Source organism: Agrobacterium sp. CNPSo 2736 (genome assembly GCF_004005385.1).
GTDB classification, from domain to species: Bacteria; Pseudomonadota; Alphaproteobacteria; order Rhizobiales; family Rhizobiaceae; genus Agrobacterium; species Agrobacterium leguminum.
The window spans coordinates 117,618-137,474 of the sequence record NZ_RZTX01000001.1; the positions used below are offsets into that span (position 1 = coordinate 117,618).

A 19,857-nucleotide genomic window follows, 5' to 3' on the forward strand; every position below is an offset into this window, starting at 1 on the left:
GCGGCGATTTGGTGTCATGATCACCTCTTGAACCGGCGGGAGGTGGAAGCGGGCATGTTGGATTTGCGCAGGCTGCGATATCTGGTCGCGATTGCCGATTGCGGCTCCATGTCGGCTGCGGCGCGGCAGTTGGGGATAGCCCAGCCGGCGCTCAGCCACCACATCACGGAACTGGAGCGGCTGGTGGGTTTTCCCGTGCTGCACCGGTTGGCGCGTGGCGTGAAGGCGACGGAGAAGGGCGAAGTGCTTCTCGCCCATGCCCGGGAGATCACCGAGAAAGTTCGGCAGGCGGAGGCGGAAATTCGCGCCATGGCCTATCTGGATGAGCGGGTGATCCGGCTGAGCCTCATCCCCTCCTGGGCGACGGCCTTTGCACCAAGCATCATCAGTGAAGTTGCCGCTTCGATGCCCAAGGTTTCGCTGCGGCTGATAGAGGCGCGCAATGATGAATCGCTGCGCCTCATTCGTCTTGGCAAGGTGGATATGGCGGTTGCGCTTGTCGGTGCGGAAGAGAAGGCCGACGATCTCATCGTCAAGGAGAGCTTGTTTGCAGTCTCCTCAAGGCCCCTCGGCCGGTCGATGCCGCTTGAGGCTGCGGCAAAGCTCAATCTGATCCTGCCGCCGAGGGATAATCCGCTGCGCGCATCGATAGACGAGGCCGCTACCCGCGCCGGTATTGGCTTGAATGTGACGATGGAGATAGACGGGCAGGATACGATCAAACGTGCCGTCGGCGCCGGCATCGGTGCGACGATCCTGTCATGGAATTCGGTTCAGCAGGAGCACGAGGCTGGCCAGCTTCAGGCCGCGCATATAACCGATCCGGTTATTTATCGCTCCATCCACCTGCTGAAGGGCAGGGAGGTGGATGAGCGCACCTTCAGGCTGTTTCGAGACCTGTTGCGGTCGGTCGCAAGGCGCGAACCTTCGTTCAACCCATAAAAGAATTGTATGGGTAGTTTGAAAACTCGGTATTTGTGTTGTTGATGGCTTGTTCCTAGCCTCCCCGGTGAAAGCGTATCGGGGAGGAAAAGATATGCGTTTGAAGACATCTCTGTTTGGCATGCTGGCGGCCGCGGGAATCCTTGCTGCGGGAGGGGCGGCGGCGGAATATCCGGAGCGGCCGGTGACGCTGGTCATCGGTTATCCGGCCGGCGGCGGCACCGATATCCAGTCGCGGGCGCTGGTGCCTTATCTTGAAAAATATCTCGGCACATCGGTCGTGGTGGAAAACCGCGAAGGTGCCGGCGGGCTGATCGGCGCGACTTATATCGCCAATGCCAAGCCTGATGGCTACACCATCGGCGCTCTGAATTTTCCATCCATGTATTCGCCGATCGTGCAGGGCAATGCCAGCTACAAGGAGGATGCCTTCACGCCGCTCGCAAACCAGATCGGCGGCGATCTGGCGCTGACCGTCAACAAGGTGTCGCCGATCAAGACCGCCAGGGAGTTTGTCGAGGCGGCCAAGGCGAACCCGGTCGTCGTCGGCGTGACCGGCATCGGCCATCCGAGCCAGATCACCGCGCTGCTGTTTGAAGATGCGGCGGGCGTGAAGCTCAACTTCGTGCCCTTCAATGGCGGCGGACCGGCAAGGCTCGCCATGCTTGGCAACCACGTCACGCTCGGTTTCATGAACCTCAACGAGGTTTTTGCCGACAATCGTTCCGGCGCACTTCGTGTACTGGCCACATCAGGTACCGAGCGCTCGCCGCTTTCACCTGACGTTCCGACTTTCAAGGAGGCCGGCTACGATGTTCAGTTCAGCCTGCTTGCCGGTTTCGGAGCGCCGAAAGGTCTGCCGGCGGATGTGGAGGCAAAGTTGGTCGATGCCTTCCAGAAGGCGCTGAAGGACCCGGATTATCTTGCCGACGCCAAAAAGCGCGAACTGACCATGCTGCCGCTGACCCAGGCCGAATTTGCCGAGGCGCTCAAGAAGGGCAACGCCAATCTTGCCGAGCTCTGGAAAAGCAAGCCCTGGACAAAATAAGCGGCCGGTACCGACCGCTTCTCTCACCCCTAATCAAAATGACGCTTGGGCCGCGTTTGGTCCGGGCATGACCCACTGTTGAAAGGAACCCGGCCAATGGCCCATGTCATCCGCAATTTCCAGCGCCCTTCCAAAGCCGATATCGAGGCGATCAGCAAGTTCAGCCCCGCCACCATTCATGAGGCGCAGGGCAAGCTCGGCGCTCTCGATTATCGTATCAAGCCGATCAAGCCCGGCCTGAAAATCTGTGGCCCGGCGATCACCGCGAAATGCCATATCGGCGACAATCTGATGATTTTCGAAGCCATCAATCTGGCAAAGCCCGGTGATGTGCTGGTCATCGATGGCGGTGACAATCCCAATCAGGGGGGCTTTGGCGATGTGCTGGCTGCCGCCTGCATCGGCAAGGGCATTGTCGGCTTCGTGGTCAGCGCCGCCGTGCGTGATGGCAAGGGTCTGCGCGAGATCGGTTTCCCGGTTTTCTCACTCGGCCTTTGCATGAAGGGCACCTCAAAGGACACGCTCGGCACCATCAACCATCCGGTCGTGGTGGGCGGCGAATTGATCAGCCCCGGCGATATCGTCTGCGGCGATGATGACGGCGTTGTCGTCGTTCGCGAGAGCGATATCTCGAAACTCGTCAAGGCCTGCCGGGAGCGCGACGATCACGAGAACCACATGATGGAACTGCACCGTCAGGGCAAGATGGATATCGAGGATCGCTATGAAATGATGCGCTCGAAGGGATGTGTCTGGGCCGACTGAGCGAGTGTTTCGATATCTGAATACGCCGTGTCGGGAGGCGCGGCGTATTCTCAGTGTGGAGGGAAGATAATCATGGCCGAACACGGCTCGAAACTGACGGCGAATATTCTGTCCGGGGCTTTCTTTCTGGTGGCTGCCGCCGGGCTTTATTACGGCACGCGGCCGCTGAGCATGGGCACTAATTTCCAGCCCGGACCCGGCTATATGCCGACGGTCATCGCGGCTTTGATGTTCGCACTCGGCATCGCGCTGCTTTTGCAGGATTTGCTGGGAAAGACACCGTCCGAAGCCTGGGTGGCGCCGAAAATGCGTCCGTTTCTGGCGGTCGCCGGCATTGTCGGTTTTGCGCTGCTGATCGAGCCATTGGGCTTCATCGCCGCCGCTTTCGTGCTGATCGTGCTCGCCTGCATCGCGTATGGCAGGATCCGGCCGGTTGAAGTTCTGCTGCCTTCGGCGGTGCTCATCCTTGCCTGCATCCTCATTTTCGTTGTCGGTCTCGGACAGAGGATACCGCTGCTGCCATGACCGATCTTCTTTCCAATATCGTTCTCGGTTTTGGCGTGGCCGTCACGCCGATAAACCTTTTTTACTGTCTGCTCGGCGTCACGCTCGGCACGATGATCGGCATCCTGCCGGGCATCGGCCCTTCCGCCACCGTCGCGCTGCTTCTGCCCATCACCTATACGATGCCGGATACGGCGGCGCTGATCATGCTCGCGGGCATTTTTTATGGTGCGCAATATGGCGGCTCGACAACGGCGATCCTCGTCAACCTGCCGGGCGAATCCTCGTCCGTCGTCACCTGCATCGATGGTTATGCAATGGCCCGGCAGGGCAGGGCGGGTGTGGCGCTGGCCACGGCGGCGCTCGGGTCGTTTTTTGCCGGCACGGTGGCGACGGTCCTGATCGTCGTTGTCGCAAAGCCGCTTTCCGCCGTTGCGCTCGCCTTCGGGCCGGCCGATTATTTCAGTCTGGTGATCTTCGGGTTGCTGTTTGCCGTGTTCCTGTCGAGCGGATCACCGGTCAAGGCGGTCGGCATGGTCGCCTTCGGTATCGCGCTCAGCCTCGTCGGCATCGATCCGACATCCGGGGAGCAAAGATTTACCTTCGGCATGGCAGAACTGTTCGACGGTATCGACTTCGTCGTGCTGGCCATCGGGTTGCTCGGCGTCAGCGAAATTCTCTTCAACCTGCAGCAGGGCGTGGAGCGCGATGCGGGTGCGGCAAAGACCGGATCGCTGATGCCGACCCGGCAGGATTTCAAACAGGCCTTTCCGGCCGTGCTACGCGGCACGGCGCTCGGCTCTTTCCTCGGTGTGCTGCCCGGCGGCGGTGCGATTATGAGTTCGTTCGCGAGCTACGCGCTGGAGCGCAAGATCGCCAAGGATCCATCCCGTTTCGGCAAGGGCGCAATCGAAGGGCTGGCGGGGCCGGAAAGCGCCAATAATGCCGGCGCGCAGACCTCCTTCATTCCGCTTCTGACGCTCGGCATTCCCGCCAACGGGTTGATGGCGCTGATGGTCGGGGCGATGATGATCCAGGGCATTACACCGGGACCTGAAGTCATGCAGTCGCGGCCCGATCTCTTCTGGGGGCTTATCGCCAGCATGTGGGTGGGCAATCTTTTGCTCCTGGTGCTGAACCTGCCGCTGATCGGCATCTGGGTTCGCCTTCTTGGCATTCCCTACCGCTTCTTGTGCCCCGCCATTTTGATGTTCTGCGCCATCGGGGCTTACGGGCTTTCCTACAGCGTCGTCGACGTTCTGTTCTGCGCGGTCTTCGGCATCGTCGGCTTCTTCCTGCGCAAGATCGGCTGCGAGCCGGCGCCGCTGGTGCTGGGTTTCGTACTCGGTCCGCTTCTGGAGCAGAACATGCGCCTCGGGCTGCTGATTTCGCAGGGAAGTTTCTCGACATTCGTCACCCATCCGATCAGCGCCACCCTGCTCGCCTTGTCCGGCATGGTCGTCATCATGATGGCGATGCCTGCGATCATGCGCCGTCGCGAGGTGGTGTTTCAGGGTGATGACGACTGACGATCAATCGAGCCGGCGCCGCCGGCCAAACAAAGGTGAAACATGCATATTCTGATAATCGGCGCGGCCGGGATGATCGGCCGCAAATTGACGCAACGTCTCGCTTCTGACGGAGCGCTTGGCGGTGTGAAGATCAGCGCTATGACGCTGACAGATGTTTTCGATCCGGCCGCGCCGAAAGGTTTTGGCGGCAAGCTGACCATCGAGCGCAGCGATCTGTCGAATGCCGGCGTCGCCGAAAAGCTGATCGCCAAGCGACCAGATGTGATCTTCAACCTCGCCGCCGTGGTTTCGGGCGAAGCGGAGGCCGATTTCGAGAAAGGCTATCGCATCAATCTCGATGGCGGACGCTCGCTGTTCGAGGCCATTCGTCTGGAACATCAGAAGGACGGATACCGGCCGCGCGTGGTGTTCTGCTCGTCGCTCGCCGTGTTCGGGTCGCCTTTCCCCAAGGTAATTGGCGACGAGTTCCTGCCGGCGCCGTTGACCAGCTATGGCACGCAGAAGGCGATCGTGGAGCTGTTGCTTGCGGATTATAGCCGTCGCGGTTTCTTCGATGGCGTCAGCATCCGCCTGCCCACCATCTGCATCCGCCCCGGCAAGCCGAATGCGGCCGCCTCCGGCTTCTTCTCCAATATCCTGCGCGAACCGCTGGTGGGCCAGCAAGCGGTGCTGCCCGTTGCCGATACCGTGCGCCACTGGTTCGCCAGCCCGCGTTCGGCCGTCGCCTTCCTGCTGCGCGCCGCGAGCGTCGATCTCTCCGAGCTCGGCGTTCGCCGCAATCTCATCATGCCGGGGCTTTCGGCCACGGTCGCCGATGAGATCGAGGCCCTGCGCGCCTTCGCCGGCGAAAAAGCGGTGGCGCTTATCAAGCGTGTTCCCGACGAGCGGATCATCCGGATCGTCGACGGCTGGGCCGAGGATTACGATCCGCAGCTCGCTCTGTCGCTCGGCTTCCGGGCGGAAACATCCTTCGCCGAAATCATTCAGGCGCATGTGGAAGATGAGCTGGAGGGGAAAGCAGCATGAGCAATGGAAAGATCGCACTCGTCACGGGTGGAGGAACAGGCGTCGGCAAGGCGATTGCCGAGGCGCTTCTGGAAGATGGTTACAGCGTTGCGATTACAGGGCGGCGGCGTGAGGTTCTGGACGCCGCTGTCGGCGAATGGCGCGAACATCGAGACCGCGTTCTGGCCGTCGTGGCAGATATCTCCGTTCCGGCCGATGTCGAACGGCTGTTCGCCGAGGTCACCGGTCGTTTCGGCCGTCTCGATCTTCTGGTCAACAACGCCGGCATGTCGGCACCGGCGGTCCATATCGAAGACGTGCCGTTCGAAACCTGGAACGCGGTGGTCGGGGCGAACCTCACTGGCGCTTTCCTCTGCACGCAGGCTGCGTTTCGCCAGATGAAAGCGCAGTCACCACAGGGCGGGCGCATCATCAATAATGGCTCGATTTCGGCCACCACGCCGCGTCCGCGGTCTGCGCCTTACACTTCGACCAAGCACGCCATTTCCGGGCTTACAAAATCCGCCGCTCTGGACGGTCGGGCGTTCAACATCGCCTGCGGGCAGATCGATATCGGCAATGCCAGCACCGAGATGACCCGCGCCATGGCGACCGGCGTGCTGCAGGCGGATGGCAGCACCGCCATCGAACCGACCATCGATGCCGGCATCGTCGCCAAGGCCGTGGTGCACATGGCCTCGCTGCCACTTGAGGCGAATGTGCTGACCATGACCGTGATGGCGAGCGGCATGCCTTTTGTCGGTCGCGGGTAAGGAGTGCGCATGAAGCCCGATCTTCTGCAAACCTACCCGCTCCAGCCACAGATAGAAGCCGAGCTGCAAAAGCGCTTCCGGGTCCATCGCTGGCACGAAATATCCGACAAGCAGGCATTTTTGCAGGCGGAGGCGGCTTCGATAAAGGCCGTCGTCACCGGTGGCCATATCGGCCTCGCCCCCGATCTCGCCGACTGCCTGCCCGCTCTCGAAATCGTCGCCATCAACGGCGTCGGTTTCGACAGGGTCGATCTCGATCAGGCCCGCGCGCGCGGCTTCAGGGTGACGAACACACCTGACGTGCTGACCGAGGATGTCGCCGATCTCGCCATCGGCCTTTCCATCATGCTGCTGCGCCAGCTTGTCAGCGCGGATCACCATGTCCGCTCGGGGGAGTGGAAAAAAGCCGAGATGCCACTTGGCAACAAGGCCTCGCGGCGGCGTTACGGGATTTACGGGCTTGGCCGCATAGGCCGCGCCATCGCGGCGCGGCTGGAAGCCTTCGATGCGGAGATTTCCTATTTCAGCCGGCGGAAACAGGACGTGGCCTATGGTTATCATTCAACGGCAGCATCGCTCGCAAGCGCCTGCGATGTCCTGATCGTCACGGCGGCGGCGACGCCGGAGACCAGACACGCGATCAATCGCGAGGTCTTGGCGGCGCTGGGGCCGGATGGTGTGCTCGTCAATGTCGCCAGAGGATCGCTGGTGGATGAAAAGGCGCTGGTCGATATTCTTCTGGCAGGCGGGCTGAAGGGTGCGGCGCTCGATGTCTTCGAGAACGAGCCGCTTGTTCCCGAGGCGCTGATCGGTATGCGGAATGTCGTTCTCGCCCCGCATATAGGCGCTGCGACCCATGAGACGCGGCTCCAGATGGGTGCTCTGGTTCTCGCCAATCTGGATGCGCATTTCGCAGGACAGGACCTGCCGACGGCGGTGGTCTAGAATGAGCCGGTGGCCGGCAAGGGGAACGTATGCCCCGCCGGCCGGATTGCCGCATCGCTGAAAGTGGTGCAATCGCCATCCATACAAGTTGCTTATTACTCCAAAAAAAATCGGTCTTAGGCAAGCGATGAAAGCTTCACTAATGTTTGCTCAACGATAGGGGACAAACATGCCATTCTCAGACTACAAGACCGCACTCGTAACCGGCGCATCTTCCGGAATTGGCGCCGCCGTCGTTGAGCGCCTTTGCCGCGAAGGGCTTGAAGTACATGCGGTTGCCAGAAGCGCGGACGCTCTCAACAAGCTGGCGAAGCGCACGGGCTGTTTTGCTCATGTCATTGATGTGACGGACCGGCCGGCGCTTGCGAAGCTCACCAGTGAGGTTGCATTCGATGTCCTCGTCAACAATGCCGGTGTCGACCGTCCGAAGAAGTTTCTGGAAGCGGATGAGAGCGATATCGATCTCCTGATCGACGTCAACCTGCGCGCCGTGCTGCATCTGTGCCGCATGGTGGTGCCGGGCATGGTGGCGCGAGATCGCGGCCATGTCGTCAACATCTCCTCCATTGCCGGCAATTACAATTTCGGCGGCAATTCCACCTATCACGCCAGCAAGGCCGGCGTGGCGATGCTGTCCAACCAGCTGCGTATCGATGCTTTCGGCAAACGCGTGCGGGTGACGGAAATCTGCCCCGGCCGTGTTGCGACCGACATTTTCAACCATGTGCACGGCGATGATCCGAGCATTCGCGAACGTTTCATCGATGGTTTCGAATTGCCGCAGGCTTCCGATATCGCCGATGCGATTGCATTTGCCATCGCCGCACCCGTGGCCATGAATATCGGCCACATGGAAATTACCCCGACGCTTCAGGTCATGGGCGGGCTGCAGACGGCCAAGCCCCAAACGGTTGAAAATCGGCCGGCTGAAAAGGTCGCGGCGGGCGGAGCCGGAGGAAAAGTCGCGTGAGCGGTTTTGACCTCTGGGCTATCCTGAGTAATGCGGACTACGTCTCGATGCTTTTGCATGGCATCCAGATGACGTTCATCATCTATGCCGGCTCGTGGCTGCTCGCCATGTCGCTCGCCATCGTGCTTCTCGCCATCCGTCTGTCGCCCTTCCGCTTCGGCGATCCGCTGGTGGCGGCCTATGTGTCCTATCACCGCAACGTTCCGACGCTAGTGCAGCTGATGCTCTGGTACTTCGGCGTCTTCACGCTGCTGCCAAGCGGATTGGCCAGCTGGCTTTCCAGCCACAATGCGGAAGCGATCTTCGCCATTATCGGTCTTGGCCTCTGTCAGGCAGCCTATTTCAGCGAGGATTTGCGTTCGGGCGTGCGCTCCATCAATCCCGGCCAGATGGAAGCGGCGCGCGCTCTTGGCCACAGCTATGTCTCGGCCATGCGTTTCGTCATCATGCCGCAGGGCGTTCGCAACGCGCTGCCGCCGCTGATCAACCACAGCACCTCGCTGTTCAAGAACAGCAGTCTCGGCGTTCTGATCGGCGCACCGGAACTCACCCATGCGGTCAAGGAAGTCGAGAATCTGAGCTTCCGGACGTTTGAGGTCTATCTGGTCGCCACCGTGCTTTATCTGTTCTTCTCGCTGCTGATCATGGGTCTCGGAGCGTATATCTCCATGCGTGCCGATCCGCTCAGGAGGGCACGGGCATGATCCATGACATGATCGCAATCATAAACGATTACTGGCTGCTGCTCCTGATCGGCCAATATCCCAACGGCCCCCTCGGAGGCCTTGCCAACACGCTCATCCTATCGGCGCTCAGCATCGCGCTCGCTTTTCCCGTCAGCATCCTGATGGCGCTGGCGCGGCTGTCGAAATGGCGGCTCCTGCGCTGGCCGGTGACTGCCGTGGTTTATTTCACCCGCGGCGTGCCGCTGCTGATGCTCATTCTCTGGAGCTATTTTCTCGTTCCGCTCTGGACCGGCGCCGATGTGCCGAGCTTCGTGACGATGCTGACCACGCTCGTCATCTATCAGGGCGCTTTCATGAGCGAAGTCGTCCGCGCCGGCATCGTATCGCTGGGCACGGGGCAGATGGATGCGGCACGAGCCCTCGGCCACGGTTATTTCGGCGCGATGCGTTATGTCATCCTGCCGCAGGCGCTCTACAACATGATCCCGAGCCTGATCTCGACTTTCGTATCCACCATCAAGGATACGACGCTCGGCTATGTCATCAATGTGCCGGACCTGACCTTTGCGGCAAACCAGGTGAACAACCAGCTCCTGACCCAGCCTTTCCAGGTCTTCCTCATTCTGGCGCTGGTTTATTACATCATCTGCTGGTCGCTCACCCATGTCGCCAATCTTCTTGAGCGGCGTATCGCCCGCCGCCGGGCCGGCCCGCGCGGCAAGCTTGCCGCAGACACGGCACCGGCCCCCGCCAATATCGTTACGGAGCAGCTATGACCGCGCCAGTTTCCGCCTCTCAGGACGCCTACACCATCACGCTTTCGCAGGTCTGCAAAAGCTATGGCGATTATCAGGTGCTCAAGGATGTCAACGAAAACGTCACCCGTGGCGAAGTCGTTGTCATCTGCGGCCCGTCGGGCTCCGGCAAGTCCACTCTCATCCGTACGATCAACCGCCTGGAGGAGATCAGCAGCGGCTCGATCATGCTGGATGGCAGGAACATCCATGCCCAGATGCGCGCAAAGGAGCTGAACGCACTGCGCAGCCGTGTGGGCTTCGTCTTCCAGAGCTTCAACCTCTTCCCGCATCTTTCGGTGGTGGAGAATGTCTCCATGTCGCCGATCCGGGTGAAGGGTGTTTCTCCGGCCGTCGCCCATGACAAGGCGCTGAAGCTTCTCGACCGCGTCGGCTTGGCTGACAAGGCCAATTCCTATCCCGCCCAGCTTTCCGGTGGTCAGCAGCAGCGCGTCGCCATCGCGCGGGCGCTCGCCATGGAGCCGCCGGTCATGCTGTTCGACGAGCCGACCTCAGCGCTCGATCCGGAAATGGTGGGTGAGGTGCTCGCCGTCATGAAGAGCCTCGCCGCCGAAGGCATGACCATGCTCTGCGTCACCCACGAAATGGGCTTTGCCCGGGAAGTGGCCGACCGCATCTGGTTCATCGATGCCGGGCGCATTCTCGAAACCGCAAAGCCGGACGAGTTTTTCAAAAATCCGCAACATCCGCGTGCGCAGCGGTTTCTTGCCGATCTGAGACACTAGACCCAACCTCTATAATAACGGGAGAACTGAAATGAACTGGAAGTGCATTACTCTTACCGCCGCATTGGCAACCTCGGCTGCAGTCATTCCGGCCAAGGCCGACCAGCTCGACACGATCATTGCGAACAAAACGCTGCGTTGCGCGACATTCGCCGATGTGCCGCCTTTCGCCTCGCCGGACCCGAAGACGCGCGAAATGGCCGGCTTCGATGTCGATCTGTGCGGCGCAATCGCCAAGGAACTTGGCGTCAAGGCCGAGGTCAAGCCGGTGTCGGTCGAAGCGCGCGTCCCGGAAGTCAAGCTCGGCCGCGTCGATCTCTCGGTCGCCAACCTTGCCTATACCCAAAGCCGTGCAGAACAGATCCAGTTCAGTGACCCTTATTACCTGGCTAAGGAAATGCTGATCGTTCCGGTTGATGACCCCGGCACCAAGAAGTCCGATTTTGTCGGCCAGCGCATCGCGTCCAGCAAGGGCTCGACATCGGAACTCTCCGTCAAGCTCAACAAGTCCGAGCCGCTGACGTTCCAGGATACGGCGTCCGCCTATCTTGCCGTTCAGCAGGGCAAGGCGCGCGGCATCGTCGGCAACACCATGACGATGACCAAGTTCGTCAATGAATCCAAGACCAAGGGCAAGCAGATGCGGATGATCGAAGAGCCGATGCTCTTCCAACCCATCGGCATTGGCATGGCCAAGGACAATCCGGCGCTGACCGCGAAGATCAACGAAATTCTCCGCAAGCTCGATGCGGATGGTGAGATCAATCGCATCTGGGACAAGTGGCTTGGCCCGAACACCGAATACAAGATGACGCGCACCGACAAGGTCGTGCCTCTGTCCGAACTGAAGTTCGACCCGATCCCCTGAGCTTCGGCTCAGCTTCAGTCATCATTCCATCCATTCAACACCATCACCGGTCGGCGAGACGTTCTCGCCGACGGTTTCAACGTGGGAGGTTTTCATGATCCACATTAAAGATATCGCGCAGCGTCCGGCCAAGGCCGATGTCGAGGCCCTTGCCAAATTCTCTCCTGCGACGATCCATGAGGCGCAGGGGCGTCGTGGCGCATTATCTTCGCGGCTGAAGCCGGTCGATTATCGCATGAAGCTCTGCGGCCCGGCCTTCACGGTCAAATGCGCGCCGCGCGACAACATCATGCTGCAGCTTGCCATCAACTATGCCAAGCCGGGTGACATCATCGTCGTTTCCGCCGGCGAATATGAAGAAGCGGGTTCCTTCGGCGATGTGCTCGCCAATGCCTGCCTCGCAAAAGGCATCGGCGGTCTGGTGACCGATACCGGCGTGCGCGACACGCTGCAGCTGCGTGACCTCGGCTTTCCCGTCTTTTCGCTCAGCGTCTGCATCAAGGGCACGGTCAAGGAGACCATTGCCGCGGTCAACGATCAGGTGATCGTCGGTGGCGAAATCATCAATCCGGGCGATATCATCGTCGGTGATGCCGACGGTCTTGTCGTCGTCCGACGCGACGAAGCGCAGGAAGCGGCGAAGCTTTCGCAGGCCCGCGAAGATGCCGAGGCCGGTTACATCGAAGCTTACAAGCAGGGCAAGTCGGTGATCGAGGTCAGCAAGCTCGAGGCTGTGCTGAAAGCCAAGGGCCTCGTGGTCGATATCTGAGACAGGTCCGGACAATGGGCAGCGGCGGCGACTGCCGCCGTGTGAGCCTTATGGGAGGAGAGACTATGAAAGCGGTTGTCATCCACGCGGCGAAAGATCTGAGGATCGAGGAACGGGAGACCGAGCAGCCCGGTCCGGGGCAGGTCGAGGTCGCTATCGAAGCGGGTGGCATCTGCGGCTCCGACCTGCATTATTACAATCACGGCGGTTTCGGCACCGTGCGCGTGCGGGAGCCGATGATCCTCGGCCATGAGGTGGCCGGCACCATCAAGGCTTTGGGAGAGGGTGTTTCCGGTCTCGCCGTCGGCGACCGCGTTGCCGTATCGCCGAGCCGGCCCTGCAACCATTGCGAATTCTGCCTGAAAGGCCAGCAGAACCAATGCCTGAACATGCGCTTTTATGGCTCCGCCATGCCCATGCCGCATATTCAGGGCGCATTCCGTCAGCGTCTCGTCGCCGAGGCATATCAGTGCCACAAGGTGCGGGATGGCATCTCCATTCATGAAGCGGCCATGGCCGAACCTTTCGCGGTAACGCTGCATGGCGTCAACCGCGCTGGCGCATTGACCGACAAGCGCGTTCTGGTCACCGGCTGTGGGCCGATCGGCGCAGTCGCCATCATCGCCGCCCGCGCCCATGGCGCCCGGGAAATCGTCGCAACCGATGTCATGGATGCGGTTCTGCAAAAGGCGCTCGCCATTGGCGCCGACCGTGTCATCAATGTCGCCGATGACCCGGATGCGCTCTCCGCTTATTCGGCAAACAAGGGTTATTTCGACGTTCAGTTCGAGGCGTCCGGCAATGAAAGAGCCGTCCGTTCGGGTCTCGAAGCGCTGAAACCGCGCTCCACGGTGGTTCAGCTCGGTCTTGGTGGCGATGTGTCCATTCCGCAGAATATGGTGGTCGCCAAGGAAATCGAGATGAAGGGCACGTTCCGGTTCCATGAGGAATTCGGACTTGCCGTCGATTTCATCAACCAGCGCCGCGTCGACCTGAAGCCCCTGCTGACTGGAACCTTTCCGCTGGAGGAGGTTGTCACGGCATTCGAAACCGCCGGCGACCGAAGCAGGTCGATGAAGGTTCAACTCGCCTTTTAACGGGTGCCGGTACCTGATTTCGAAACGGCCGCAGGAGGATTCCGATTGCGGCCGTTTATACGTGGTTGAAAGATCATTCGGGCCGTGACCGGACAAACCGCTGTTCCAGAACCTCGCTTCCCCACTGGCTGCCCGGATGTTCCTCGACGCATGTGAAGCCATGGGCTTCGTAAAGGTGTCGTGCGGCCAAGAGGCCGTTGAATGTCCAGAGGTGGGTTTCGGCAAAACCTTTTTCATCGACGAATGCCAGCGCGGTCGCCAGCAGTCTGCGCCCGACACCGCCACCGCGCACCCCGTCATCAACGATGAACCAGCGCAGATGCGCAATATCCCCTCCGAGATCTTCGCCATCGATAGCAACGGAGCCGATGATCTCCTGTCCGCGCATCGCGACCCAGATCGCATTCTTCGGGCGTTCGAGCCGGTTGCAAAAAGCGGCGAGGCCCTCGGCCACGACGGATTCGAAACGCTGGCCAAAGCCGGATGTCCGGGCGTAGTATAGCGCATGCATCTGCGTGATCCGGGCAATGATGCCGGGCCTGTATCCCTCCAGGATCTCTATGGAGGGAGCAACTGTATCGGTCCTGTCTCCCAGCGCATCGGCGTAAAGACGAAGCCCCTGGAGGATCGTGTGAGCATCCGCCGACGTAAGCTGCGTCAGGGCGCCGGAGACCTGCCGGTTCGCAAAGCCATGGATGGCACCCACCTGTTCTTGTCCCTGACCCGTAAGACGCAGCCGCTTGATGCGACTGTCTCCTTCATCCGTTTCTTCGCGAACATCGCCCGACAGGACGAGCTTGCGCAGCATGCGGCTGACACTCGATTTTTCAAGTCGCAGAAGTTTTCCCAGATCTCGCGCCGTGATGTCGGGGCATGCTTCGATCTCGATCAGGGCATGCACGGCGGAAGGCGGCAGATCGGTGCCGGCAAAGTCTCCCCCCATGAAGCCGAGTTCGCGGACGAGCCGGCGGGAGGTGGAACGGATATCGTTTATGGGGAAGGGCTGTTGGGACACGTTCAATCCATTATGGTTGCATCGTGCAACCATAATCATATTCCGCCTGACTTGCCAAGATTGCTCCCGACGTAAAAGGCTGGCTTTCTCAGCAAAAGCGGGCAATCTGCTCTTCCGGTCGCCAACAATGGCGGCTAAACCGATGTTATCGGCAAGATGGATATTCGCTGAGATCGCACGGCGGGACTTTACCTGCGCCGTTGCGGCTGTTGATTATCCGGCTATGGAGCAGGCATGCCCGACACGCCCCGATTTTTCCGCTACGCGGTTTTAGCCGCCATGTTTCCCGTGGCCGTCCTCGGTCTGGTAGCAATTCCGAATGAGTATCGCGCCATCGGCGTCGAGGCCGTCGATTGCGATGGCCCCATATCCGTTCTGATTGCGGCGGTGCCAGCGCTTGCAGTCTATGCAATTATCGGCTGGATGTTTCTCTCCGGAGCCAAGCGCCATCGCTCGCTGATTTCAGCCTGTTTTTGCGGACTTGTTTGTCTGGCGCTCGTCTGGAACATCGGCATGGCGCTTCAGGAACAGCGGCGAAACGCGGCTGAAATGGCATGCGATTTCAGTAGTCGGTTGTGACCGCGCTCCGCCGCAGTTCTTCTCTAACGTCCCGCTTGTTCAACGGAACCGAAGGTTCCGGCGTGTGAGCTGATCGACGGAGGTGCAGCCCATCAGCTTCATGCCGCGCTCGATTTCGATGCGCATCAGCTCGAGCGCCCGTTCGACGCCCGGCTGCCCGGCAGCGGCAAGGGGGAAAAGGTAATAGCGGCCGAGCCCCACGGCTTTTGCACCGAGGGACAGTGCTTTCAGAACATGGGTGCCGCGCTGCACGCCGCCATCCATCATCACGTCGATCCGGTCGCCGACCGCATCGACGATCTCGGCCAGTTGATCGAAGGCGCTGCGGGAGCCATCCAGCTGGCGGCCGCCGTGATTGGAAAGCACGATGCCGCTGCAGCCGATCTCCACGGCGCGTCTGGCGTCATCCACCGACATGATGCCTTTTAGGCAGAACGGCCCGCCCCATTCGCGCACCATCTGCGCCACGTCGTCCCAGTTCATCGAAGGGTCGAGCATGTCGGTGAAATAGCGGCTGATGGAAAGAGCGCCGCCGTCCATTTTAATGTGATCGTCGAGCTGCGGCAGGCTGAAGCGCTCATGCGTCAGGTAATTGATGCCCCAGGCCGGCTTGATGGCGAATTGCGCGATGCCGGAAAGATTGAGCTTGAACGGAATGGCGAAGCCGGTGCGCTTGTCGCGCTCGCGGTTGCCGCCGGTAATACTGTCCACCGTCAGCATCATCGTCTCGACACCGGCGCTCTTGGCGCGCGCCATCATATCGCGGTTGAGGCCGCGGTCCTTGTGGAAATAGAACTGATAGACCTGCGGGCCGCCGCTGATCCGGCGCGCTTCTTCAAGGCTCGTGGTGCCGAGCGAGGAGACGCCGAACATCGTGCCGTATTTCCCCGCCGCTGCCGCAACCGCCCGCTCCCCCTGATGGTGGAAGAGGCGTTGCAGCGCCGTCGGCGAACAATAGACCGGCATGGACAGCTTCTGCCCCATGACGGTGACCGACATATCCACGTCCGCTACGCCCCGCAGCACATCGGGAACGAGATCGCATTTTTCGAAGGCGGCCGTGTTTCGCCGATACGTCACCTCGTCATCGGCTGCGCCGTCTATGTAGTTGAAGATCGGTCCGGGCAGACGCTGTTTGGCCATGCGGCGAAAATCGTGGAAATTATAGCAGTCTTTGAGTTGCATCTTTTACTCGACCGGTCCGGTTTGAAAGCTTTCAAAAGAGTGTCGGAAACCTATACCGGAGATGGAGAGCGGGCAATCAGGCCACGGACGATTTCCGCAGGCTCGAAGCGGTGGATGCCGCGAGGTCGGAACGGCAGGAAATGTTCCGCATCGAGAAGCTTCGCTGCAAGCCAGAGAACGGACATCCACATTTCCGTGCCCTGCAGCCCGGCCGGATGTCCCTCCGCGAAGGCAAATCCCCTGTTCCTTTGCCAGCGTCCCTCATTTCGGTGCAGAATTTCGCGGGCGATTTCCTTCGCCTCGTCCTGCCGGTGATCCGTCTGTTTCAGGCACAGAAGAAGCGGATGGATCGTATCGAGCAGGTTGCAGGCATTAAAATCCGCGCCATGGAAACCGCCATAGGCACGATAATTGGCGATAACGGAGTTAATTGCTGCTTCCGGATGGGGAAGGGGCAGGCCGAACTGTGCGTAAGAGCCGCGGGTAAGCCGGTAAAAACCGTTGACTGGTTGCAGCAGGCCCTGTGCGGCAGTCGGCTCACCCCAAAGCCCGGAGGTTTTATCCACATTCATCGCCAGCCAGCCGAAGAGAACGGTGAGGTTGTCGCCGGATGTGAAATAGCGCCTGTTGAAATAAAGCGCGGTGGCGATGGCGTCTATGGTGGCGCCGCAATGCCATGCCCGGCTTTGCCACGGCAATTCTTCCAGCAGGAGGATGAGTTCGTCGGTGCGCAGACGCTCCACGAAAGCGATCGGCTGTTTCGGCGCAGCACCGAAACATTCAAGCGCATATCCGACAGCCAGAATATTATAGAGGACGGCAGGGTCCTTCTCGGGAGGCGTTGAGGTGCGGCGGTGACGGTTAAGAAACAGCCCCGTTTCCTGATCCTGCAGGGCCTGAAGACTGGCCACGGTTTTTCCGGCATCGAAAGCGATCTTTTCCTGTCCGAAGGCTCCCGCGATCTCGATGGCATCGCACAGATGCCTGACGCTTTCGACCTCATCTCCGGATGCATCGGCGGAACGATAGATGCCATCCTCGCCATAGGAGCGGATCGCGGCAAGCCAGTCGTCGGTAATCTCCTTGCCGAGTTCTTGCAGCAGGCCATCGGGCTTTGTCAGCTTCGGCGCGGCCGCTTTTTCCCCGCGATATCGCAGAACCCGGGCGGGAACGCCGCCTGCAATGGCCATGGCGGGAATGTCCTTCGCCACCACCGCGCCTGCGGCAATAATTGCGCCGCGCCCTATCTTCACGCCATCCAGCACAACCGCATTGGCGCCGATCCAGACGTCGTCGCCGATCTCTATCCCGAGCGAGGTCAGCGGCTGGCGATGGATCGGAGTTTCAATGTCGTCGAAGCCATGGTTGAAGCCGACGATGCTGACATGTGAGGCGATGCGTACGCCATTGCCGATTGTCACCTTACCGGAAAGACAGGCATAGGGGTTGATCGAGACATTTTCGCCGAGTTCGATATCGCCGCGCACGATTGCGTAACCGGCGATCCACGACTGCGCACCCATCAATAGCCTGTCGGTATGCACCTCCGCCTTGTCGGCAATGTACACGCCCTGCCCGAAAACGGCGTTGGCAGAACGCTCGAGGCCACGCAGCCGCGCCTGATGGTCGGAGCTGTCGATATCCTCCTGCTTCCGCTCCCAGGTCAGGATGTTCAGCCGATCCGACCTTTGGGGAAAGCTCGATACTTCGTCTGCCATCTCCGTCAGCCTGCGCGGTTTTCATCGAGAGCATAGGCGGGAACGCGTCGCCCCTCCCGCCTGAACATCTCTTCCAGCCTCGGGAGATCGGGACTTTCGGGAAAGACACCCAATGCGGCGCCTGCTTCTCTACCGGCCGGCAGTGCCATGGCCGCCGTCACCAGCAGCGTTTCGCCGGAGGCGACGGTGCCGCGCAATTGCGGAACAAGGGTTCTGGCGTGAATGAGGTTGGTATTGGCGATTGCCTGATGGCACAAGCCTTCTCGCTGAATGCCAGCCGAAAGATCGGCGATGAGGCTGGTGTCAGTCTGTCCGTAACAGACGGCGCGACCTTCACTCGCCTCGGTGCGGTCGTGGTTGAAATCGGCGCGTTCTATGGCAAATCCGCCTTCTGATGTCTGCAGCGGGCGAGGGGTGCGGATGCGGTGCAGCCTTATGTGCCAGGGGTTTTGCGGCACGAGCCAGGTCTCGATCTCGACATCCGCCCATGGCCGCCAGCGGGAATAGAGGCAGTCTTTGGCGATCAACGCTTCTTCCATTGTCGCGCGGGTGCGGAAGTGCACTCCATCGTCGGAAAGGCCGAGCATGCCGTCGAAACTCGCGGCGGCGAAATGCCGGTCATCCGCCTCGACATTGAAGGCGTAACGGGTGGAATAGACGAATTTCGAATATTTTTCCTGCGCGCCGCGCATCCTGTCGTGTTGCTGCCCGGAGGAAAGGACAACGATATTGCCCGGCGTATGAAAGGCCACCATGCCGGGCTCCGCCAAGGGAACCGGTTCGGCAAATTCCTGCGGTTCGGCCTCTTCCGCAGTCCAGAACGGGTGATCGGCGGGCAGCGCCAGCGGCAGGAAAAATTTGAGCGCCCAATAGGGCGAGCAGGGAGAATTGTAGCTTTCGCTCATCAGAAGATTTGGGTAGCCATATCCGACCGACAGGACGCCGTCGCGGTCCGCGATCGGCCGCTTCGACCACCAGCGGATATGGCGCATGTAATAGCCCTTGATCTCCGGCCACGGCAGCGCCTCCAGACCGGAAAAGGCAAGAGCGCCCCAGAAACCGCCCGCCGCAAAACGGTAGGTCTGGCTGCGCCCGAAGGCGAGCGACGCCCCGTCGGGCCCGAACCAGTGGCGTATGTCACGGGTGAAAATGCGCGAGCGTTCGAGCAAGCGTGTTTTTCGCGTGTCGTCACCTTTTGCCAGCACCGTATAGATCAGGCCGTAAAAATGCATGGCGAAGGGAATATAATGGTCGACCCGGCGCACCGGCCCGTCGCGATACCAGCCGTTGCCGATATCGAAAGCCTCGAGTTCATCGAGATAGGTTTGGGTTTTGGTCCGGTCGAATTCCACGCCGACCCGCTCCAGCCCGAGATCGATCAGAACACGGAAGAATTTCCAGTTATTGTCGACGAATTCCCGCTCGCGGGCGGCGAGAAGATAGGCGGCGACAGCCTGCCTGTCCGTTTCGGCAAGCGGCTCCCAGATATGTTCGGGAACCATGGCGAGCGCAAATCCTATCGCCGCCAGTTCGACCAGCCGCTGGTGCCGATCAGCCGTGTCACCCCAATATTCCGGGTGGGCCGGATTGGTGCCATTGGCCAGCCCGCGCCGGTAGATATCCCAGTGCGGAAAGTCATAACCGCCGGCGGCCAACGGAACGATGCCCCATAATGGCCGGGCAAAACCCTCCAGTTCCGCCGCAGGAAAATCGAAAATTGCCCCCGTTGCTCCAAGCCGCACACGCGCGCCGCCCGGTGAAAAACAGGCAAGCAGCGGGTTGAAGAGATCGATCACCGCCTTTGCGAGATCGTCCCTGCCGAGAAGCGGATTGTGAAAGAGCGGATTGGCTGTGGCGGTCTCGTGAGGCACGGTTACGAATGTCCGGAATTCATGATCAAAGGAAAGGGCCGCAGG

The 19,857-nt window shown here is 60.5% G+C and carries 20 protein-coding genes; 16 read left to right on the plus strand and 4 right to left on the minus strand.

All coding sequences use genetic code 11. The features are described 5' to 3' along the window. Positions 1 to 54: 54 nt before the first annotated feature. The 15 genes from EM858_RS00535 (at position 55) to EM858_RS00605 (ending at position 13,444) form a co-directional block, all read left to right on the plus strand. Positions 55 to 942, plus strand: a complete 888-nt coding sequence (locus EM858_RS00535; RefSeq protein ID WP_127755460.1) for a LysR family transcriptional regulator — start codon at positions 55 to 57, stop codon at positions 940 to 942. Positions 943 to 1,036: 94 nt separating this feature from the next. Continuing rightward, the gene (locus EM858_RS00540; RefSeq protein ID WP_127755461.1) at positions 1,037 to 1,990 is read left to right on the plus strand and encodes a tripartite tricarboxylate transporter substrate binding protein; all 954 of its coding nucleotides are present in this window, start codon (positions 1,037 to 1,039) and stop codon (positions 1,988 to 1,990) included. 96 nt (positions 1,991 to 2,086) lie between these two features. Beyond that, positions 2,087 to 2,755, plus strand: a complete 669-nt coding sequence (locus EM858_RS00545; protein ID WP_127755462.1) for a 4-carboxy-4-hydroxy-2-oxoadipate aldolase/oxaloacetate decarboxylase — start codon at positions 2,087 to 2,089, stop codon at positions 2,753 to 2,755. A gap of 72 nt (positions 2,756 to 2,827) precedes the next feature. Beyond that, on the plus strand, positions 2,828 to 3,280 hold the full coding sequence (locus tag EM858_RS00550) for a tripartite tricarboxylate transporter TctB family protein (RefSeq protein WP_127755463.1): 453 nt from the start codon (positions 2,828 to 2,830) through the stop codon (positions 3,278 to 3,280). Further along, positions 3,277 to 4,788: a tripartite tricarboxylate transporter permease gene (locus EM858_RS00555; RefSeq protein ID WP_127755464.1), complete on the plus strand. Its 1,512-nt coding sequence runs from the start codon at positions 3,277 to 3,279 to the stop codon at positions 4,786 to 4,788. Before EM858_RS00550 ends, EM858_RS00555 begins: the two co-directional genes overlap by 4 nt. 42 nt (positions 4,789 to 4,830) lie before the next feature. Next, entirely contained in the window at positions 4,831 to 5,817 is a 987-nt protein-coding gene (denD, locus tag EM858_RS00560; protein ID WP_127755465.1) for a D-erythronate dehydrogenase, read from the plus strand. Then, positions 5,814 to 6,569 (plus strand): SDR family oxidoreductase, encoded by a 756-nt coding sequence (locus EM858_RS00565; protein ID WP_127755466.1) that lies wholly within the window; start codon positions 5,814 to 5,816, stop codon positions 6,567 to 6,569. The genes denD and EM858_RS00565 overlap by 4 nt, the downstream gene beginning before the upstream one ends. 9 nt (positions 6,570 to 6,578) lie before the next feature. Beyond that, entirely contained in the window at positions 6,579 to 7,514 is a 936-nt protein-coding gene (locus tag EM858_RS00570; protein WP_127755467.1) for a 2-hydroxyacid dehydrogenase, read from the plus strand. Between the two features lie 169 nt (positions 7,515 to 7,683). Then, complete coding sequence (locus EM858_RS00575; protein WP_127755468.1) at positions 7,684 to 8,484, plus strand: SDR family oxidoreductase; 801 nt, start codon at positions 7,684 to 7,686, stop codon at positions 8,482 to 8,484. Then, positions 8,481 to 9,188 (plus strand): amino acid ABC transporter permease, encoded by a 708-nt coding sequence (locus EM858_RS00580; RefSeq protein ID WP_127755469.1) that lies wholly within the window; start codon positions 8,481 to 8,483, stop codon positions 9,186 to 9,188. Before EM858_RS00575 ends, EM858_RS00580 begins: the two co-directional genes overlap by 4 nt. Next, positions 9,185 to 9,946, plus strand: a complete 762-nt coding sequence (locus EM858_RS00585; RefSeq protein ID WP_127755470.1) for an amino acid ABC transporter permease — start codon at positions 9,185 to 9,187, stop codon at positions 9,944 to 9,946. Before EM858_RS00580 ends, EM858_RS00585 begins: the two co-directional genes overlap by 4 nt. Then, entirely contained in the window at positions 9,943 to 10,710 is a 768-nt protein-coding gene (locus EM858_RS00590; RefSeq protein WP_127755471.1) for an amino acid ABC transporter ATP-binding protein, read from the plus strand. The genes EM858_RS00585 and EM858_RS00590 overlap by 4 nt, the downstream gene beginning before the upstream one ends. 31 nt (positions 10,711 to 10,741) lie before the next feature. After that, a complete protein-coding gene (locus EM858_RS00595; protein WP_127755472.1) occupies positions 10,742 to 11,578 on the plus strand; it encodes an ABC transporter substrate-binding protein in 837 nt (278 codons plus the stop codon). A gap of 94 nt (positions 11,579 to 11,672) precedes the next feature. Next, on the plus strand, positions 11,673 to 12,347 hold the full coding sequence (locus tag EM858_RS00600) for a 4-carboxy-4-hydroxy-2-oxoadipate aldolase/oxaloacetate decarboxylase (protein WP_003505993.1): 675 nt from the start codon (positions 11,673 to 11,675) through the stop codon (positions 12,345 to 12,347). A gap of 65 nt (positions 12,348 to 12,412) precedes the next feature. After that, complete coding sequence (locus EM858_RS00605) at positions 12,413 to 13,444, plus strand: L-idonate 5-dehydrogenase (RefSeq protein ID WP_127755473.1); 1,032 nt, start codon at positions 12,413 to 12,415, stop codon at positions 13,442 to 13,444. Between the two features lie 73 nt (positions 13,445 to 13,517). Here EM858_RS00605 and EM858_RS00610 read toward each other — a convergent pair whose 3' ends face one another. After that, complete coding sequence (locus EM858_RS00610) at positions 13,518 to 14,459, minus strand: helix-turn-helix domain-containing GNAT family N-acetyltransferase (RefSeq protein WP_205649536.1); 942 nt, start codon at positions 14,457 to 14,459, stop codon at positions 13,518 to 13,520. Between the two features lie 234 nt (positions 14,460 to 14,693). Here EM858_RS00610 and EM858_RS00615 point away from each other — a divergent pair, with 234 nt between their 5' ends. Continuing rightward, the gene (locus EM858_RS00615; protein ID WP_127755474.1) at positions 14,694 to 15,038 is read left to right on the plus strand and encodes a hypothetical protein; all 345 of its coding nucleotides are present in this window, start codon (positions 14,694 to 14,696) and stop codon (positions 15,036 to 15,038) included. 39 nt (positions 15,039 to 15,077) lie between these two features. On the opposite strand, the gene EM858_RS00620 is transcribed toward EM858_RS00615, so the two are convergent. The 3 genes from EM858_RS00620 to EM858_RS00630 are packed head-to-tail and all read right to left on the minus strand — an operon-like array spanning position 15,078 to position 19,812. Further along, complete coding sequence (locus EM858_RS00620; RefSeq protein WP_003519654.1) at positions 15,078 to 16,223, minus strand: alpha-hydroxy acid oxidase; 1,146 nt, start codon at positions 16,221 to 16,223, stop codon at positions 15,078 to 15,080. 50 nt (positions 16,224 to 16,273) lie between these two features. Next, the gene (locus EM858_RS00625; protein ID WP_127755475.1) at positions 16,274 to 17,941 is read right to left on the minus strand and encodes an acyltransferase; all 1,668 of its coding nucleotides are present in this window, start codon (positions 17,939 to 17,941) and stop codon (positions 16,274 to 16,276) included. A gap of 5 nt (positions 17,942 to 17,946) precedes the next feature. Further along, a complete protein-coding gene (locus EM858_RS00630) occupies positions 17,947 to 19,812 on the minus strand; it encodes a DUF2264 domain-containing protein (RefSeq protein WP_127755476.1) in 1,866 nt (621 codons plus the stop codon). Positions 19,813 to 19,857: the final 45 nt, after the last annotated feature.